The sequence below is a fragment of the Saccharospirillaceae bacterium genome (assembly GCA_022448365.1).
GTDB lineage: Bacteria > Pseudomonadota > Gammaproteobacteria > Pseudomonadales > Oceanobacteraceae > Bacterioplanoides.
In genome coordinates this window covers 668,636-683,304 of record JAKVCS010000003.1, presented here as the reverse complement: position 1 = coordinate 683,304, position 14,669 = coordinate 668,636, and the positions used below count along the sequence as shown (strand labels likewise).

The window sequence follows — 14,669 nt, the reverse complement described above, 5'->3', positions numbered from 1 at the left end:
GCACCTGTATGAAATTTAGCGAACAGTGGTTACGCGAATGGGTGCAACCTGCCGATTCAGAAGGCGCCTGGGGCACTCAACAATTATGTGATCAGGTCACGTTGGCTGGCCTGGAAGTGGACGGTGTTGAAGACGTTGCCGGTGAGTTTTCCGGTGTTGTGGTTGGCCAGGTGGTTCAGCGTGAACAACATCCGGATGCCGACAAGTTAAGCCTGTGTCAGGTGAGTGACGGCAACGAAACTTTCCAGATCGTATGTGGTGCACCGAATGTACGTGAAGGTTTGAAAATTCCTTTCGCCAAAATTGGTGCGGTGTTGCCAACAGAAGACGGCAAAGGTTTTAAAATCAAAAAAGCCAAGCTGCGTGGCGTCGAGTCTTTTGGGATGTTGTGTGCCGAGCAGGAGCTGGGTTTATCAGAAGCCTCTGATGGCCTGATGGAATTGCCGGAATCGGCCCCTGTGGGTGACGACTTCCGAGAATATCTGGGGTTGGATGACAAGATCATCGAAGTTGATCTGACACCTAACCGTGCCGACTGTCTGAGCATTGCCGGGTTAGCGCGTGAAGTAGGCGTTTTAAGTAAGTCTGACGTTCAGGGCCCTGCAATTGAAGCGGTTGCTCCGACGATTGACGATAAGGCCGCTATTGAAGTGTCTGCTACTGAGGGGTGCCCACGGTATTTAGGTCGTATCGTTAAAGGCGTGAACGTGAAAGCGGAAACACCACTGTGGATGATGGAAAAGCTGCGTCGTAGTGGCATTCGCTCTATCGACCCTGTGGTTGACATCACCAACTACATCCTGCTGGAACAAGGTCAGCCGATGCATGCGTTTGATCTGGCTCAGATCGATGGTGGAATTCGTGTACGTATGGCAGAACAGGGTGAAAAACTGACTCTGTTAGACGGTCAGGAAGTTGAGTTGAAGGACAATACTCTGGTGATTGCTGACCATAACCAGGCGTTAGCGATTGCCGGAATCATGGGCGGCGAACACTCTGGTGTAAATAGCGAAACCCAGGATCTGTTGTTAGAGGCGGCGTTCTTTAACCCGATTACCATTGCTGGCCGTGCCCGTTCTTACGGTTTGCACACGGATTCTTCCCACCGTTTCGAACGGGGTGTTGATTATGAGCTGGCGCGTAACGCGATGGAGCGTGCAACCGCTCTGGTTATCGAAGTCTGTGGTGGTCAGCCTGGTCCGGTCGTGGAGGCGCTAAGTGAAAAAGATCTGCCGGTTGCCGCGGATATCACCCTGCGTAATCGTCGTGTGAAGCAGGTTTTGGGACTGGAAATGGCACAGGACGAAGTGACTGAAATCCTGACGCGCTTAGGTATGGATGTCACTGTTAACGGTTCTGGCGACGATGTAAGCTGGACCGCGAAAGCACCAAGCTATCGTTTCGATATGGCGATTGAAGCTGACCTGATTGAGGAGTTAGCCCGAATATACGGCTATAACCGTCTGCCGGTTCGTACACCGAAAGCGCATACGCCGCTGGCAACTGCGCCAGAAGCAAAAATGGGCATTAAAGACCTGCGTCGCCAACTGGTTGCGCGTGGCTATCAGGAGGCGATTACATACAGCTTTGTTGAGCCTAAGATGCAGAAAGCCATGGACCCGGAAGTTGAAGGTCTTGCGCTACTGAATCCGATTTCAATCGAAATGTCGGTGATGCGTACTAACTTATGGGCGGGACTGGTAGGTGCGGTTTCCCATAACCTGAAGCGCCAGCAGCCACGTGTTCGTTTATTCGAAACCGGTCTGCGTTTTGTACCAGAAGGCAATGAGTTAATTCAGACACCAACGCTGGCTATGGCGGTTTGTGGTACCCGTATGCCGCAGTCCTGGAGTACTGAGGACGAGGCGGTTGATTTCTTCGATGTAAAAGGCGACGTTGAAACTCTGCTGGCACGTACCGGTGAAGCGGACGCTTACAAATTTATTGTTGCTCAACATCCTGCGTTACATCCGGGTCAAACTGCTCGAATCGAGAAAAACGGTAAGGCTGTTGGCTGGATCGGTGCCATTCACCCAAGTCTGCAGAAGCAGGTGGGTGTAAAACAAACCGTATATCTGGTTGAGCTGGATCAGGATGCGATTCAGCAAATGGCGGTTCCAGCCTTTGGTGAGTTATCGAAATTCCCTGAAATGCGCCGTGATTTGGCTCTGGTTGTTAACCAGGAGCAACAAGTTGAAGACGTGTTTGCGGCGATTCGCGCCAAAGCCGGTGAATACCTGACAAACCTCAACCTGTTTGACGTATATGTTGGCAAAGGTATTGATCCTGATAGAAAAAGTCTGGCTTTAGGCTTGACCTGGCAGCATCCTTCGCGCACTCTAACTGATGAAGAAGTGAACGATTCGGTGAATGCCGTGCTCGCTCACCTTGAACAAAGTTTGGGAGCAACGCTAAGGGGTTAGCATGACCGCTCTGACCAAAGCAGAATTAGCAGAAAAGCTGTTTGACGATCTTGGTCTGAATAAGCGTGAAGCGAAGGATATGGTGGATCTCTTCTTTGATGAGATCCGCGGTAGCCTGAGCCGAAACGAACAAGTGAAGTTGTCAGGATTTGGCAACTTCGACTTGCGTGACAAAAGCCAACGACCAGGCCGTAATCCAAAAACCGGTGAAGAGATTCCGATCTCTGCGCGTCGTGTTGTGACGTTTAAGCCAGGGCAAAAACTCAAAATTCGGGTAGAAGCCTATGCTGGAAGCGAGCCACAATAACGAACTGCCGCCTATTCCGGCCAAGCGTTACTTCACAATTGGCGAGGTCAGTGACCTGTGCGATGTGAAGCCGCACGTGTTGCGCTATTGGGAGCAGGAGTTTCCCCAGCTCAGTCCCGTCAAACGCCGTGGTAATCGTCGTTATTATCAACGCCAGGACGTTATTCTTGTCCGCGAAATCCGAGCATTATTGTACGAAAATGGCTACACCATTGGCGGTGCTCGCCAGCGTCTTTCTGAAGAAGGTGATTCGGGTGCCGTGGCGATGGATAAAGCGCTAATCAAAAATATGATCTCGGAGCTCAAAGAACTCGAAGAGTTACTGAGACCTGAATAACCAGTCTTAACCGTGGTTATAAAATCCTTCACATTTCAGACACTTAAGTTATACTGCTTCGCATCTGAGACTTGCTCTCAGTGGTATATCGGGATGTAGCGCAGCCTGGTAGCGCACCTGTATGGGGTGCAGGTGGTCGGAGGTTCAAATCCTCTCATCCCGACCATTCCCCGCCCGTAGCTCAGCTGGATAGAGCGTCGCCCTCCGGAGGCGAAGGTCAGAGGTTCGAATCCTCTCGGGCGGGCCATTCCGAACATCATAACCCGTTGTTATATAAGCAAATTATCAACGTATGTCATTCGCTGCGTCGGTTTTATCTTGCTTCGTATAGCCGTATCGTCTTCGCAATAAAACGCCAATTCTGTACAGAAAATCTCGGTTTTCGACTGTGAAATTTCGAAGGCTCAAATTGGTTTCCGAATGATTTCCGAATTCGTTTTAGGGCACTTCCGAATATCCAGCATGTAAATTCATACAGAACGTGATGAACATGACGACTATCTTGTCGAGTCGATGATGCTCGGTTTTCTGTCGTATACCGCCTGCATTTTTTTCGATTTGTGGCCACTGGCCTTGTCTTTGTGATCTGTCACACCTTTGGCTTTCAAGTCATGAAAGTTAAATGCTTCCTTCAATTTTACTGTAACGCCGTTTATCTCTAACCCTTCGGTCATTGCCTTGCCTCGTATCCGCCGCCAAGCACTGTTGAATGCTGTTTCGGATATGGCCAGTCCCTTTTTGTCTTTAAATAACAACCGGCTCCCTATGACAGTGGGGAGGTCTTTGTTAAGTTCTTTGATGCCTTCATAAGCTGCTATGAGTCGCGGTGACCACTTGGTGATTTCATTTGATGAACCCTTGCCACGTACCACGAAGATACCTTCTTCTAAAATGTGTTTCTCTTCGTCGAGTGCAAGAACTTCTGATTTGCGCATTCTGCAGAGGTACGCGAACTCCATTGCATAAGACATATATTTATACGCAGTTGTCATAGCTACTTCGGCAACCAGATCGTACTCCCAGTCCTCTGGGTATCTATCCCGTGGTTTTTCCGGAAACTTCGTAACCCCTTGAGCTGGGTTGCGGTCCATATGGCCACGTTCTTCCGCCCAATTAAATAGGCGGGAAAGAAAGCCGAGGTCACGGTTTGCTGTCACCGGTGAGTTAATACCCACTTTGTCCATAAACTGGCGTATGTGAGCCTTTTTAATATCCTTCGGCATCATCTTGCCAAACACCGGAAGAATTCTTTTGTTAATTCTGTACTCATCTTCCAGGCGTGTTTTGGGGGCTTTAGCCGCAAATTGTGCGCTGTCAGTATACTGACTCAGCAGCCACGATATGTTCTGCTTGATCAGGTCACCATGCAGTGCTTTGTTATAGGCTTCTTCTAACGCTGTCCTAACGTGTATGTCTTCAATTAATACGCCATCATTGCCTCGCTTGAAGCTCATTAGCTTCATGTAGCCAGTAGAGCCGTCAGGGTTGCGAGGTCGCCACTCATATGCAGACTTTCCACGCGATATCCTTGGGCCAATCTTATTTAGCCAGTCATCTTTAATTTTTCGATTTCTCGGTGCCATTAAATAGCTTCCAGATTAAACCCATTGGTCTCATTACTCTGCTTGCTGCCAGCGAGCAGAGAGTTGTTAAATACAGTCCAGGTTAGAACTGGCCTGCCATTACGATCAACTCCATACGGAATCTTCATCGAGGTCAGCGCCTCTCGCTGCTTTTTCGCAAGCTTATAGCCGGTGACCTTTTGAAGATCACTTTGGCTGAGTGCTTCATTCAGCGTTTGCGCTGCGTTCCTTTGCGTATCCAGTTGAGTCTCTGTCATTTTCCTGTCCGTTACTCTGAGCGGCCCTGTCATAACCGCTTTAAATTCAAAAGGTTAGGGTGGTTTCACCGGTGAAACTTTACGTTCTTTGCCCACGAGGTGCCGTCTATCGCCATGCTCGTAATGAAGTAGATGTTTGCTTTCTTGTTCACAATAATTTCTTCACGATCCGAGCCGGGATTTAGCACTTCCTTAGCGGTGTACTTTTTGAGTTTGCCTTTGTATTCACAATGGATTTCGTCACCGCACTTGATTTGCCCGGCTGTTGTTAGTCGCTTCATGAACCAATTCTCCTCAGCTTCCCGTTTTTAAGCCGGTACTTAACCGGATTTCCTTGCGGATCATTGATTACCAGCTTGATCCCGAATAGCTGACTAAAAATAAGATCGATCAGCCCGTAACCGGCGAGAAAGCAAACGATCAAAACGAGCGCAAATTCAAAGAAAGTATCAGTCATGCTGCACGCTCCTTTGGTGTTACCGATAGCTCAACAAAGGCGCTGCAGGCCATTTCGCGAAGTTCCAAGATTACCTGCTCTTTGATATGGCTTTTGGCGAAATCCATGGTGATCATGCCGCGTTCTCCTGCGCTGCCAAATAGTGATCAACATTCTGGTGAATGACTTCAAAATCAATTACCCAGACCCATTCGTTTTTTTCCCAGCTGTCGCCGTAGGCTGATTTCCATAGGGAGCCGAATGCACCCGAGGCTTTGCTATGTAGTTGTCCGGCGCCGTCATCCTCCTGTAGGTGTGTATATCCGTTGCAGGGTGGCCAGCCGTCATCGGGAGTAAATGAGTAGCATTTAATTCCCTCTGCGATTGCATCTTGTTCGGAAATATCCTGAATGCGCTCAATACGAACACCGGTAACTTTCAGGGTCAGTCGGCTGGCCCAGCGCGGCATGTGGATTGAGGGTGTGATTTTGCTGGTAACTCCCATGTCTGCATCGCAATATTCCGTAATACCATCGGTTGCTGGGTAGATCGGTTCGTATCCATGCCCGGTTTTGTAATCGGGTTGTTCGCCATATTCGTGACTAAATCCGTCAGCAAAAATCGGCTGAAATGATTCGCGAACGTAGATAAGGTCGCCGATTTCCCATGGAGAAACGCAGTTTATAAAACTGGGATCGTTACTGGTCACCTCTTTTAAATGACTGATGCGAACCATCTGCTGGCATTTGTGAGATGGAAACCAGTAGTCGCCTTCTGATTTGGGTGTTTCTTCTGGTTGCTGCTTCATTGGCCGCCGTGTCTGGATCTTGTTTCCAGTCAATAAGGCTTTGACCATTTCTGTGTTGAATAGCATTGGGTGTGCTTTCACGCTGCCACCTCCTTAAATGCAGCATCTTCAAACTTCACGACAAGGCGCGGGTTGTTCGGGTGATCCTCTGGTACGTCATGCTTACGAACCAGATAACAGGCCACGGAATGAGTACAGATGCCGGTGATAAATCCTTCGGTGATTTCTGTGCCAACTTCGAATGGCGGCTTGATGTTGTTTTTATCAACCCACTTTTTAAGCTCTTCTTGATGCACCTTGTCAACTTCATGTTGCATTAGGTCGAGAGACTCAACCATTTCTGGATTTGGGTCGTAGCAGAAACGATTGTCTAATTTTTTGGCAATCTCATATCCATCCATATGACGGCGAAAAACAACGGAGATATGTTCAGCTAATTCGCTCTGGTTGAGATGCGTATTATTGCCCCATTTGCAGACCTCAGCTGCAACGCATTGCGCCGCCTTTGCTTTGCCTTCTTCAGAGATCAACGGACGTATCGGAGTGTTGTTTTTCATGCCGCAGCCCCCAGTGCCTTGCGGATATCCTCAACGGTATCGATTGGCACAATGTCAGTGGTTTTAACTGGAGCTTTGATGAACTCGCCAGCTTCTGGCAGTAACTCCAGTAGGCGGGTGTCTGTTTTTTGAGGAAGAATAACGGCTTCCAGATCGGTAACTAACTTCGCACCGCGCTTATTGAATTCAGAGATCTTTTTCTCAATGTCGCGATACTCAGGCAGTAAGGGGTGCTCTTCGTGAATAGTGACATCATCATCGTAACGAAGCTTAGAAGTCTGCAGGTAATGGGTCAGCCGAACACTTGCCCGGTTGCTTTTGCCAGCAACAATCCATACCTCATTACGCCCGTGATCTGCTTTAACAACTGGATAGCGGAGGTAGTCAGAGTAGCGATTCTTGCCAGTTCTGAAGTGAGCTGATGGGGTAACGCCATAGCTAAAGCTCTGTTCAATTTCTTCTTTGGTGAGCTTTTTTTTCAGAGAGTCATTCAGCGCTTTATGCTCAAGATCAAACGCTTCAGTGATGAAGGCGTCGATCTCTGCGCACAGCTTTTCACCTTCTTCTTTGAGTGCCTTTGAGGCCAAGCCGATGATGATTTTCTGTTTCATGGTTTTGTTTAATTGCATGGTCTTTGTCCTGTCCTAAATTCCGGTTTAATTAATCCACTGAGATGTAGTCTTCGTGTGTGATTTTGTGCAGGTCCGGGAATCTGGTTCCGGTGCAGTAGAGTTTGTACAGGTAGCCAATAACGCCGTATGTGCGCGTAGCGCCGCCAAGATCAGCAGTGATGTGACGCTCGCTGGCATCTTCGATGTATCCGATGTACCACTCGTTTTTATTTAAGTGATCGTAAAAGGTGACCTTGAAGTGATCTTCAACTATCAACTCAATGACTGTGTCGTCACGCCCGTTCCATTCAATAGGAAGGTAAGGGCCGTCTTCAAATTCAACCCCCTCACTTTCGTGGTTAAAATAGCGTCCGACTTCATCAAGGAATTCACGTGGCTTAATCTCTTTCGGCACTGGCTGGAGTATTTTATCCAGGTTGGCTTTGATTCCTGCGACGGCAGATTCGTTTAGCTTCTGCTCCACAAGTGCCAGCACCTGATTGTTGACGAAGTTCGAATATTCAGGGAAAGAAACTCGCTCGATTGCATTACAGAGTGACGCATTAAGTTTTTCCTCTACGGCCCGTCCGAAGTCGCTGTGCGAGCGTAGGGTGGATTTAAGAATTTCTTCAATGGAACTCTCTAGTTGGTTATCGATCAGTTCCTGAATTTTTCCTGATTCGGTCATCTCGGTCATGCGGCTTACGATCAAATCGTTTAGTTCTTTCATTGTTTTCTTCCTGTCCTATGTCCTAAATTTGTCCGGCGTTTTGCAGCATCCTGCCGCCATCCCGGTGCCGGAACCGGGTTGGTGCATAATTCGTTTTTTTGGTAATGCGCTGGTGGTTAAGCGACGAGTGCCGTCGCGTGATTGGTTAGCGCTTTGAGTAGGGCGGCTTTGCATTCAGCCGGTGTTCTGCCTTCCACCAGGATTAACTTGCCGCTGATCGTTCTACATTCGGCGCTGTAGGTGGTTGGGTGTTGCTGGTGGTGTTCTGCGGTGATCAGTCCACCAGCATCATCAAAAGATTCGTCATCTGCCGGCGGAAGGGTTATGTCCTGCAGGTCGTCTTCAATCAGCTGGTCACGGCCCCGCAATCGAACGGTGCGTGTAATGCGTGTATTAAGGCGGCTGCTGTTCCTGCGTGCCTGCCAACCGTCGATACCGGCCATCATATTTACCAACACGCAGATAACGAGCATGGCGGCCGTGCTGGTCAGTACGCCTTGGCGGATTGCTTCCGCCACCAGCTTGGCTTTGTTGCCACGGCTTAGGCCAAATTTATAGAACAGAGTTTGAATGGTGCCATTTACGACTGATCGGCTTATGCCGCGATGTTCTGCGCATTCGTCGTAGGTCATACCGTTGGCCATGTCTTCAATGACTTGTGCCTGGCGGTAAGGTAGTCGTGTTGCCTGCCATGTGTTCTGCATTGCCCTGTCCATATCTCAATAAACTGAGATTATCTTAATCTCAGATAATTGAGATTATAAGAAAAAATTTTCTATTGAGAGTTTTATGGTGATAGAGAATGTTTATTTGGGCACAAAAAAACCCGCTGAAGCGGGTCTTTAGAGTTATGGGTGTGAGTTAATTGACTTGAGAGAATCGGATATCTGTCACAGCTATGTCCGCGTTGCCTTCGTCCCATGCCTTCAACTTGCTTTTCAGTGTATAGTATTTGCCATCTTCCATTTCTTCGATATAGCCGGGCTTTAGAGGCGCGGCTCCGATTGTGTAGTCATTTACCAATACGGGGAGGTAGGTCTCTTCATGAATAGGCTTGCCGTCTTTGTCGTTATATTTAACGGTAACCTCGACTTTATCGAGCGTTTTATCGCCTTCATTTTTAATGGAGAACCTTACAGCCGGTAGATCTTTTTTGGAGTAGGTATCAATGCGTTTGGCTGTAAACTCCACAATTTTAACTTTTTGACGATAGCTCTTTCTTTCTGTGGCCTCGCGAATCTTCGACTTCAGCTTGTTTATTCGGTCAGTTGCGTAGTCCACGCCCTCCGTACCTTCAGTTTGCTTGGCAAGAGATTCGTAGGTTGTTATTGCTTCTGCGTATTTCTCTTCGCGTTCGAGCTTTCTTGCCTCATTGGCAAGCTTCATGAATTCGTCTCTTTTTTTCTGTCTGTCTTCAAACTCTTTTTGGAATGCCTCTGTTTTGGCTTCTTCATTAGCAAAATCGGCAAGAATTTGTTCAGCTGTTTTTCCGTGGAGGTTAAGTAGCGAGAGTGGCTCGCCCTCTGGTTTCTCAACTCCTAGTGATTCGAGCATATCTGCGAGCTTAATTTGGTGTCCTATCAGACCACCTGCCTTGTAATACTTTATTGCTTTGTCGATACGATCTGCATCTGCGGGAGAGAGGCCTTCTTTTAGTTTGCTTAGCGATTCGATTTTTGTGATATCGCTAGTGGCATCATATGCTGGAGGCTCGATGCAGCCGCTCAGTGCGACGGCTATCGAAGAGATGAGTAGAAGTTTTTTCATGTTGGCTTCCCTGTTGATTTTCATAATATCGAAGTATTAAACCATCTCACTTTCCGACACCTCTTTGAGGTGTTGAATCCAGTAAGATTCTGAAATGATGCTGATTGGGGCACCTTTGCTGTCGCGGTAATCCATGGCTTTTATGATTTTGGCTCCGTATGTTTGCTGCTTCCAGTCTGGAGTTACTTGGTTGCCAATAACCAGGTAATCAATCTTTTTTGTAACGCCTTTGGAGCTTACGCCTCCCAGCGCTTCAATTGCCTGCTGGCATTCAGCTCGGGTTCCGTAGTCAAAAGTCCCGGTAAAGCAGAAGACCTTGCCGGTCATTGTCAGCGGTGGCAAAGGTTCGCATAACGGTAGCATTGATGGCTGCTGGCTATTGTCGATGCTTGGAGAGGGTGCGCCAGTGAATTCTAACAGCAGTTTTAGGAGGTCATTTTGTGATTCTTTAGAGTTATCGCCAGTCGTAATATCAATGAGCTTTTCATAGACTTTCGATACGATGGGATCATCAAGTAAGTGCTCTCTGGCATTAAGCCAGCTGACTAAAAACTGAACTTCATCGGCAGTTACTATGCCGTCTGCAAGAATTCCAAGGCAGAGACCATACAGTTCGTCAACATTGGCCTTCCGCATTCGTGGTTCATTAAATCGTGTAGTGTCCATACCAGTCCTGTCCTATTGGGTGGTGTTAGTCCCACAACACCGAGTGCCAGAATACTCTGCCGATTATCCTGATCTTTTTGGTGTCGTAGCTTTGAAGTATTTCGTCTGGGTATTCGTCGCGGTTGTAACTCACAATCCGGAGGCCACCGCCTGGCAGGTTGTAAAGCCGCTTGATGCGTAGCATTCCCTCATGGTCTAGGGCGTACATCTTGCCATCAACAATGCTGGTTGCTTCGGTGTTAATTCCAACCGTTGAACCGTCTGGCAATACTGGCTCCATACTGGTGCCGGTTACCTTTACGCATACTGCGCTATAAGGCGATACGCCGGATTTTCTCAGGGTGGATTTGGAGAAGCGAATAACCGGACCGGTTATTTCATTTACCTGAAGGCTGCCAGCACCTGCGGCCAGTTCAACATCGTTATAGAAGGGAACTGCTACTTCGTCGCTTTCAATGGGGGTTTTGCTATCCCAGGCTGACAAAGTCCCTTCGATCTGGCCGTTGCTTGGCGGTGGAGACTGAGACTCTTCGCCAGTTAGCAGCCATTGGGTTGAGCACTGTAGTACCTCTGCCAGAGCTGCAATGTATTTTTCGCCAGGCGCATTCACACCATTGACCCACTGACTAACCCCGCCGCTGGAAGCGCCGGTGTGCTTTGTAATGTCTACGCCCTTAATGCCGAGTTCGGTCATTCGGGCTTTGATGCGCTCTGATATACCCATTCTCAATATTCTAAGAGTTGACGATCTCAGAATCTTGAGTGTAACATCTCAAAAAACTGAGATTTAGGATCAAAAATGCTTAAGCATGACGTTATCGCGTTCTTTGGAACCGGCGTAGAGGTTAAGCGAGCACTCGGTCTGAGGTCCACTGGCACTGTTAGCCAGTGGCCTGAACTTATTCCCGAGAAGCAGGCTTTAAAAATCGAACGCCTTACTCAGGGAAAGCTCAAGTATGACCCTGAGCTTTATCAAACCGCACGACCTTAACCCGGACAGGGACAGGACAGGAGGCTAAGGCCGCGCAGTGATTTGAATTATGCGCGGCCTTTAATTGGGATTAACGATGAAAAAACACCTGAATAAATATACAGGTAAAGATTGGGTAGGCGGATTGGTCGAAGTATTCGTACCGGTTGGCTCAGTCTTGATGATGCTGGCGGCACTGTCGCTGGCTGATGACTTTATATTGCGCTGTTTAGGCGCGGCTAGGGGAATTTATGGCTGATGATATTGATCGCGCACAGGAGCGCCAACAAATGGAAATGGAGCAGCTGGTGGCTAATCGCACTCAGTACCAGGGCGTCAGTGCTGAATTCTGTGAAGAGTGTGGCGCAGACATTCCAGCGGCTCGCCGTGAAAAGGTTCCGGGTGTGCAGCTCTGCGTGAGCTGCCAGACCTTGGAAGAAAACCGCAGCCGGCATTACCGGTAGGACAAGATTCAGGACAGGGCAGGAATATGAGCATTATCAGGCGCGGAGCGCCGTTAGAGCGGAACTTCTACATACTGGATAAAGCAATCTCTGAAGACTCCCGGCTAACCTGGGAAGCGCGAGGATTGCTTATTTTTCTGCTGGGCAAGCCAGACGGTTGGGAAGTCAATATTCAACACTTGGTTAGTGAGAGTTCAGCAGGCCGTGATCGTGTTGCCCGCATTCTTAATGAACTGAAAACCATTGGCTATGTGATCTGCGAAAAGATTCGTGGTGAAAAAGGCAAAATGGCAGGCCATAAATACACCGTGTATGAACACCCTCAAATCGCTGCGGATTCACCAGAACCGGAAAAGGCGGTTACGGCCAAATCACCGAAACCGGATTTACCGAAACCGGAAAACCCGGACACGGTAAAACCGCTTACGGATTCGCCGGATACGGAAAAACCCCAACAAGTAAGTAATGAATATAAACAAGAACTGAATTACCAAGTACCAACAACAAACACCCCCGCGAAGCCTGACCCGCTGCTGACAGATCGGGACGAGGTGACCATGGCCGATGACTGGCAGCCAAAGCCGGAAACCATCGGCCGAATCGAAATGCAGTTAGGTATCCCGCCGGAGTTCTGCCAATCGCTGATCCCCGAGTTTCGGATTTTCTGGCTGACGGAACACCGAACCCCAGAGCGCAATCGCACTTGGGACACTGCGTTCCTGGGTCAGGCCAAACTCCAGTGGGAAAAATCCAAAACGAAACTGGCCCAGATGGCTAAACAACCAAGCTGGAACCTTTTAGACCATGATTTCAGCAGCTGGCATGCACTGGCTACCGGTGATTTCCATATCGACCGCGACCACCTGCAGGGCTGGCTAACCCAGTGCCAGCTACGCCGCATGGCTGTCAGTGTGAAAACCATTGAGCATTTCGCGGAGCATCTTCGGGAGGCCGAGCGCCTGACAGCGTTGCCGGTGAGCATGCTGGTTGAGGAAGTGTTCGCCAATGGTTGGAGTCGGTTTGAGGCTGATTGGTTAATTAACAAGTTTGGTCTGTGTCAGGCCGAGCAGGATCGAATTAAATCAATGTCGACAGCGGCATAACAGGACGAGGACAGACAATGGTAGCAACCAATATCCAAACACCGGCCGCACGAGCGACCGACCCGAAATCGAGCCATATTGCCGCGGCTGAAATGAATAAAACTGGTAAGCGTCAGACCCATATAAAGCAGTTGGCAGAGGTAGTGGCTAGTAATCCGGGAAAAACCAGCGCTGAGCTGGCTTTTATAGTTGCCGATGCTCACCCGCACTTAACTCGCCATGAAGTAGCTCGCCGGTTACCGGATGGTGAAGGGCAGGTATTTACCCGTGGTGAGGCTCGCAAATGCACTCAAACCAATCGCTTATGTATCACTTGGTGGCCTACTGAGGCAGCCAAGGCTGAATACTGCATCGATGGGGGGATTCAGAAGCAATGAATATTATCGCTATGGATGGCCGTTCGCCTGAACACGTTAAGCCAAAGCCTACCCAGGGCCGTTGGGGTTTTGATGCTGAGCCAGGCCCGTGCGCCGGCTGTGAGTTTCGCTCTCACTGCGCTGGCAGTGTGGATGCAGTAACTGGCGTGAAGCGTGTTGCAGCTGATACCTGTGATGCCTATCGCGCATACAGCAACCGAAAGACTTATCAGGATAAGTGTCAGACCCCTTACCGGGTTAAGCATGGGCGGAATGCCAATCAGAGGAAAGATCAATGCCTCTGTTCTTGAGATCACACTTTTCAGATGACTTTTATCTCAGGCTTATTCAGGAGCAAAGGCAGATTGCTAAGTCGGTGTCAGAGGCGAAGCGCCGACTTTTGAAGTTTGGCCGCCAGCTCGGCCGTATCGGCCCTGAATATTTCTTTCGGTCGCCATTAGCTAATGCGATTAATTCTGTGAATCAGCGTTGCAATGTACCGGGAAAATATTTGGATTGCCGGCCAGAGATGTATTGGCAGACTTCCAGATCAATCACCAGCTTTGAAGCAAATTTTTTATCAGATTCTGATGTGGATTTTGTTTTCTCCAGATCAATTAATTACGAGGCCTTATCCAAGTGGGCAGATCAGTAAACAAAGTAACCCTTATTGGCACTCTGGGCCGAGATCCAGAAGTTCGCTTTATGCCAAATGGCAATCCTGTGGCGAATATCTCACTGGCTACCGATGAAAGCTACACCGACAAGCAAAGCGGGCAGAAGGTAGATCAAACCGAATGGCACCGGATAACCATTTACGGAAAACTGGCTGAGATTGTTCAGCAGTATTTGAAGAAGGGCAGTAAAGCCTACTTTGAAGGAAAGCTTCGCACCCGTGAGTGGGAAAGGGACGGCGTCAAACGCTACACCACGGAGATTATCGCTAACGATATGCTGATGCTGGATAGTCGAGCGGATGGGCATGGAGTCCAGGGCGGTCAATCCTTCCATGGACTGGCACCGCACCAGAACTCACAACCACAACATAACGCCGCCAGCCATAATGCGGGAATAAGCCAGACGGGTGATTTATCGATGGGTCAGGCTGGTGGCCCGCAGCAATACCGCACTGCCACCCAAGATCATGCCGCCAGCCATAATCCGGGAATAAGCCAGACGGGTGATTTATCGCAACAAGCACAGCCGGGCGCAAATCAGCCCCCAAGATCGCCGCAGCCGTCTAACGCCTTTGATGATTTCGATGATGACATACCTTTTTAAACGCGGGGTGAAG

General features: G+C 48.9%; 21 protein-coding genes and 2 tRNA genes. 11 read left to right on the top strand and 12 right to left on the bottom strand.

Going from position 1 to position 14,669, the window contains the following annotated elements; translation table 11 throughout:
* Positions 1 to 8: 8 nt before the first annotated feature.
* The 5 genes from pheT (at position 9) to MK185_06775 (ending at position 3,314) form a co-directional block, all read left to right on the top strand.
* Positions 9 to 2,423, top strand: a complete 2,415-nt coding sequence (gene pheT / locus MK185_06795) for a phenylalanine--tRNA ligase subunit beta (protein ID MCH2040324.1) — start codon at positions 9 to 11, stop codon at positions 2,421 to 2,423.
* A 1-nt stretch (position 2,424) separates the two neighbouring features.
* Positions 2,425 to 2,730, top strand: coding sequence for an integration host factor subunit alpha (gene ihfA, locus MK185_06790; protein ID MCH2040323.1), 306 nt, complete (start codon positions 2,425 to 2,427; stop codon positions 2,728 to 2,730).
* Entirely contained in the window at positions 2,708 to 3,067 is a 360-nt protein-coding gene (locus MK185_06785; GenBank protein MCH2040322.1) for a MerR family transcriptional regulator, read from the top strand. Before ihfA ends, MK185_06785 begins: the two co-directional genes overlap by 23 nt.
* An 89-nt stretch (positions 3,068 to 3,156) precedes the next feature.
* Positions 3,157 to 3,233 (top strand) — tRNA-Pro (locus MK185_06780).
* Positions 3,234 to 3,237: 4 nt separating this feature from the next.
* A tRNA-Arg gene (locus tag MK185_06775) sits at positions 3,238 to 3,314 on the top strand.
* Between the two features lie 250 nt (positions 3,315 to 3,564).
* On the opposite strand, the gene MK185_06770 is transcribed toward MK185_06775, so the two are convergent.
* The 12 genes from MK185_06770 to MK185_06715 all read right to left on the bottom strand — a co-directional run bounded on the left by MK185_06770 (position 3,565) and on the right by MK185_06715 (position 11,206).
* Entirely contained in the window at positions 3,565 to 4,650 is a 1,086-nt protein-coding gene (locus MK185_06770) for a hypothetical protein (protein MCH2040321.1), read from the bottom strand.
* Positions 4,650 to 4,907, bottom strand: a complete 258-nt coding sequence (locus tag MK185_06765) for a DUF4224 domain-containing protein (protein ID MCH2040320.1) — start codon at positions 4,905 to 4,907, stop codon at positions 4,650 to 4,652. Before MK185_06765 ends, MK185_06770 begins: the two co-directional genes overlap by 1 nt.
* Positions 4,908 to 4,972: 65 nt before the next feature.
* Positions 4,973 to 5,188: a hypothetical protein gene (locus MK185_06760; GenBank protein MCH2040319.1), complete on the bottom strand. Its 216-nt coding sequence runs from the start codon at positions 5,186 to 5,188 to the stop codon at positions 4,973 to 4,975.
* Complete coding sequence (locus tag MK185_06755) at positions 5,185 to 5,364, bottom strand: hypothetical protein (protein ID MCH2040318.1); 180 nt, start codon at positions 5,362 to 5,364, stop codon at positions 5,185 to 5,187. Before MK185_06755 ends, MK185_06760 begins: the two co-directional genes overlap by 4 nt.
* A 112-nt stretch (positions 5,365 to 5,476) precedes the next feature.
* Complete coding sequence (locus MK185_06750; GenBank protein ID MCH2040317.1) at positions 5,477 to 6,232, bottom strand: hypothetical protein; 756 nt, start codon at positions 6,230 to 6,232, stop codon at positions 5,477 to 5,479.
* Positions 6,229 to 6,708 carry a hypothetical protein gene (locus tag MK185_06745; protein MCH2040316.1) on the bottom strand — a complete coding sequence of 160 codons (480 nt, stop codon included), beginning with the start codon at positions 6,706 to 6,708 and terminating at the stop codon, positions 6,229 to 6,231. The genes MK185_06750 and MK185_06745 overlap by 4 nt, the downstream gene beginning before the upstream one ends.
* Entirely contained in the window at positions 6,705 to 7,337 is a 633-nt protein-coding gene (locus MK185_06740) for a hypothetical protein (protein MCH2040315.1), read from the bottom strand. The genes MK185_06745 and MK185_06740 overlap by 4 nt, the downstream gene beginning before the upstream one ends.
* Positions 7,338 to 7,368: 31 nt before the next feature.
* The gene (locus tag MK185_06735; GenBank protein MCH2040314.1) at positions 7,369 to 8,049 is read right to left on the bottom strand and encodes a hypothetical protein; all 681 of its coding nucleotides are present in this window, start codon (positions 8,047 to 8,049) and stop codon (positions 7,369 to 7,371) included.
* Between the two features lie 116 nt (positions 8,050 to 8,165).
* A complete protein-coding gene (locus MK185_06730; GenBank protein ID MCH2040313.1) occupies positions 8,166 to 8,753 on the bottom strand; it encodes a hypothetical protein in 588 nt (195 codons plus the stop codon).
* Between the two features lie 157 nt (positions 8,754 to 8,910).
* Positions 8,911 to 9,816 carry a hypothetical protein gene (locus MK185_06725; GenBank protein MCH2040312.1) on the bottom strand — a complete coding sequence of 302 codons (906 nt, stop codon included), beginning with the start codon at positions 9,814 to 9,816 and terminating at the stop codon, positions 8,911 to 8,913.
* Between the two features lie 36 nt (positions 9,817 to 9,852).
* Positions 9,853 to 10,482: a BRCT domain-containing protein gene (locus tag MK185_06720; GenBank protein MCH2040311.1), complete on the bottom strand. Its 630-nt coding sequence runs from the start codon at positions 10,480 to 10,482 to the stop codon at positions 9,853 to 9,855.
* 25 nt (positions 10,483 to 10,507) lie between these two features.
* On the bottom strand, positions 10,508 to 11,206 hold the full coding sequence (locus MK185_06715) for a transcriptional regulator (protein ID MCH2040310.1): 699 nt from the start codon (positions 11,204 to 11,206) through the stop codon (positions 10,508 to 10,510).
* Positions 11,207 to 11,549: 343 nt separating this feature from the next.
* On the opposite strand from MK185_06715, the gene MK185_06710 reads away from it, so the two are divergent.
* The 6 genes from MK185_06710 (at position 11,550) to ssb (ending at position 14,656) form a co-directional block, all read left to right on the top strand.
* Positions 11,550 to 11,711: a hypothetical protein gene (locus MK185_06710; protein MCH2040309.1), complete on the top strand. Its 162-nt coding sequence runs from the start codon at positions 11,550 to 11,552 to the stop codon at positions 11,709 to 11,711.
* A gap of 37 nt (positions 11,712 to 11,748) precedes the next feature.
* The gene (locus MK185_06705) at positions 11,749 to 11,916 is read left to right on the top strand and encodes a TraR/DksA C4-type zinc finger protein (protein MCH2040308.1); all 168 of its coding nucleotides are present in this window, start codon (positions 11,749 to 11,751) and stop codon (positions 11,914 to 11,916) included.
* A gap of 26 nt (positions 11,917 to 11,942) precedes the next feature.
* Positions 11,943 to 13,019: a DnaT-like ssDNA-binding domain-containing protein gene (locus MK185_06700; GenBank protein ID MCH2040307.1), complete on the top strand. Its 1,077-nt coding sequence runs from the start codon at positions 11,943 to 11,945 to the stop codon at positions 13,017 to 13,019.
* Between the two features lie 17 nt (positions 13,020 to 13,036).
* Positions 13,037 to 13,396 (top strand): hypothetical protein, encoded by a 360-nt coding sequence (locus tag MK185_06695; GenBank protein ID MCH2040306.1) that lies wholly within the window; start codon positions 13,037 to 13,039, stop codon positions 13,394 to 13,396.
* Complete coding sequence (locus MK185_06690; GenBank protein MCH2040305.1) at positions 13,393 to 13,686, top strand: hypothetical protein; 294 nt, start codon at positions 13,393 to 13,395, stop codon at positions 13,684 to 13,686. Before MK185_06695 ends, MK185_06690 begins: the two co-directional genes overlap by 4 nt.
* Before the next feature lie 328 nt (positions 13,687 to 14,014).
* Positions 14,015 to 14,656, top strand: coding sequence for a single-stranded DNA-binding protein (gene ssb / locus MK185_06685; GenBank protein MCH2040304.1), 642 nt, complete (start codon positions 14,015 to 14,017; stop codon positions 14,654 to 14,656).
* Positions 14,657 to 14,669 lie beyond the last annotated feature (13 nt).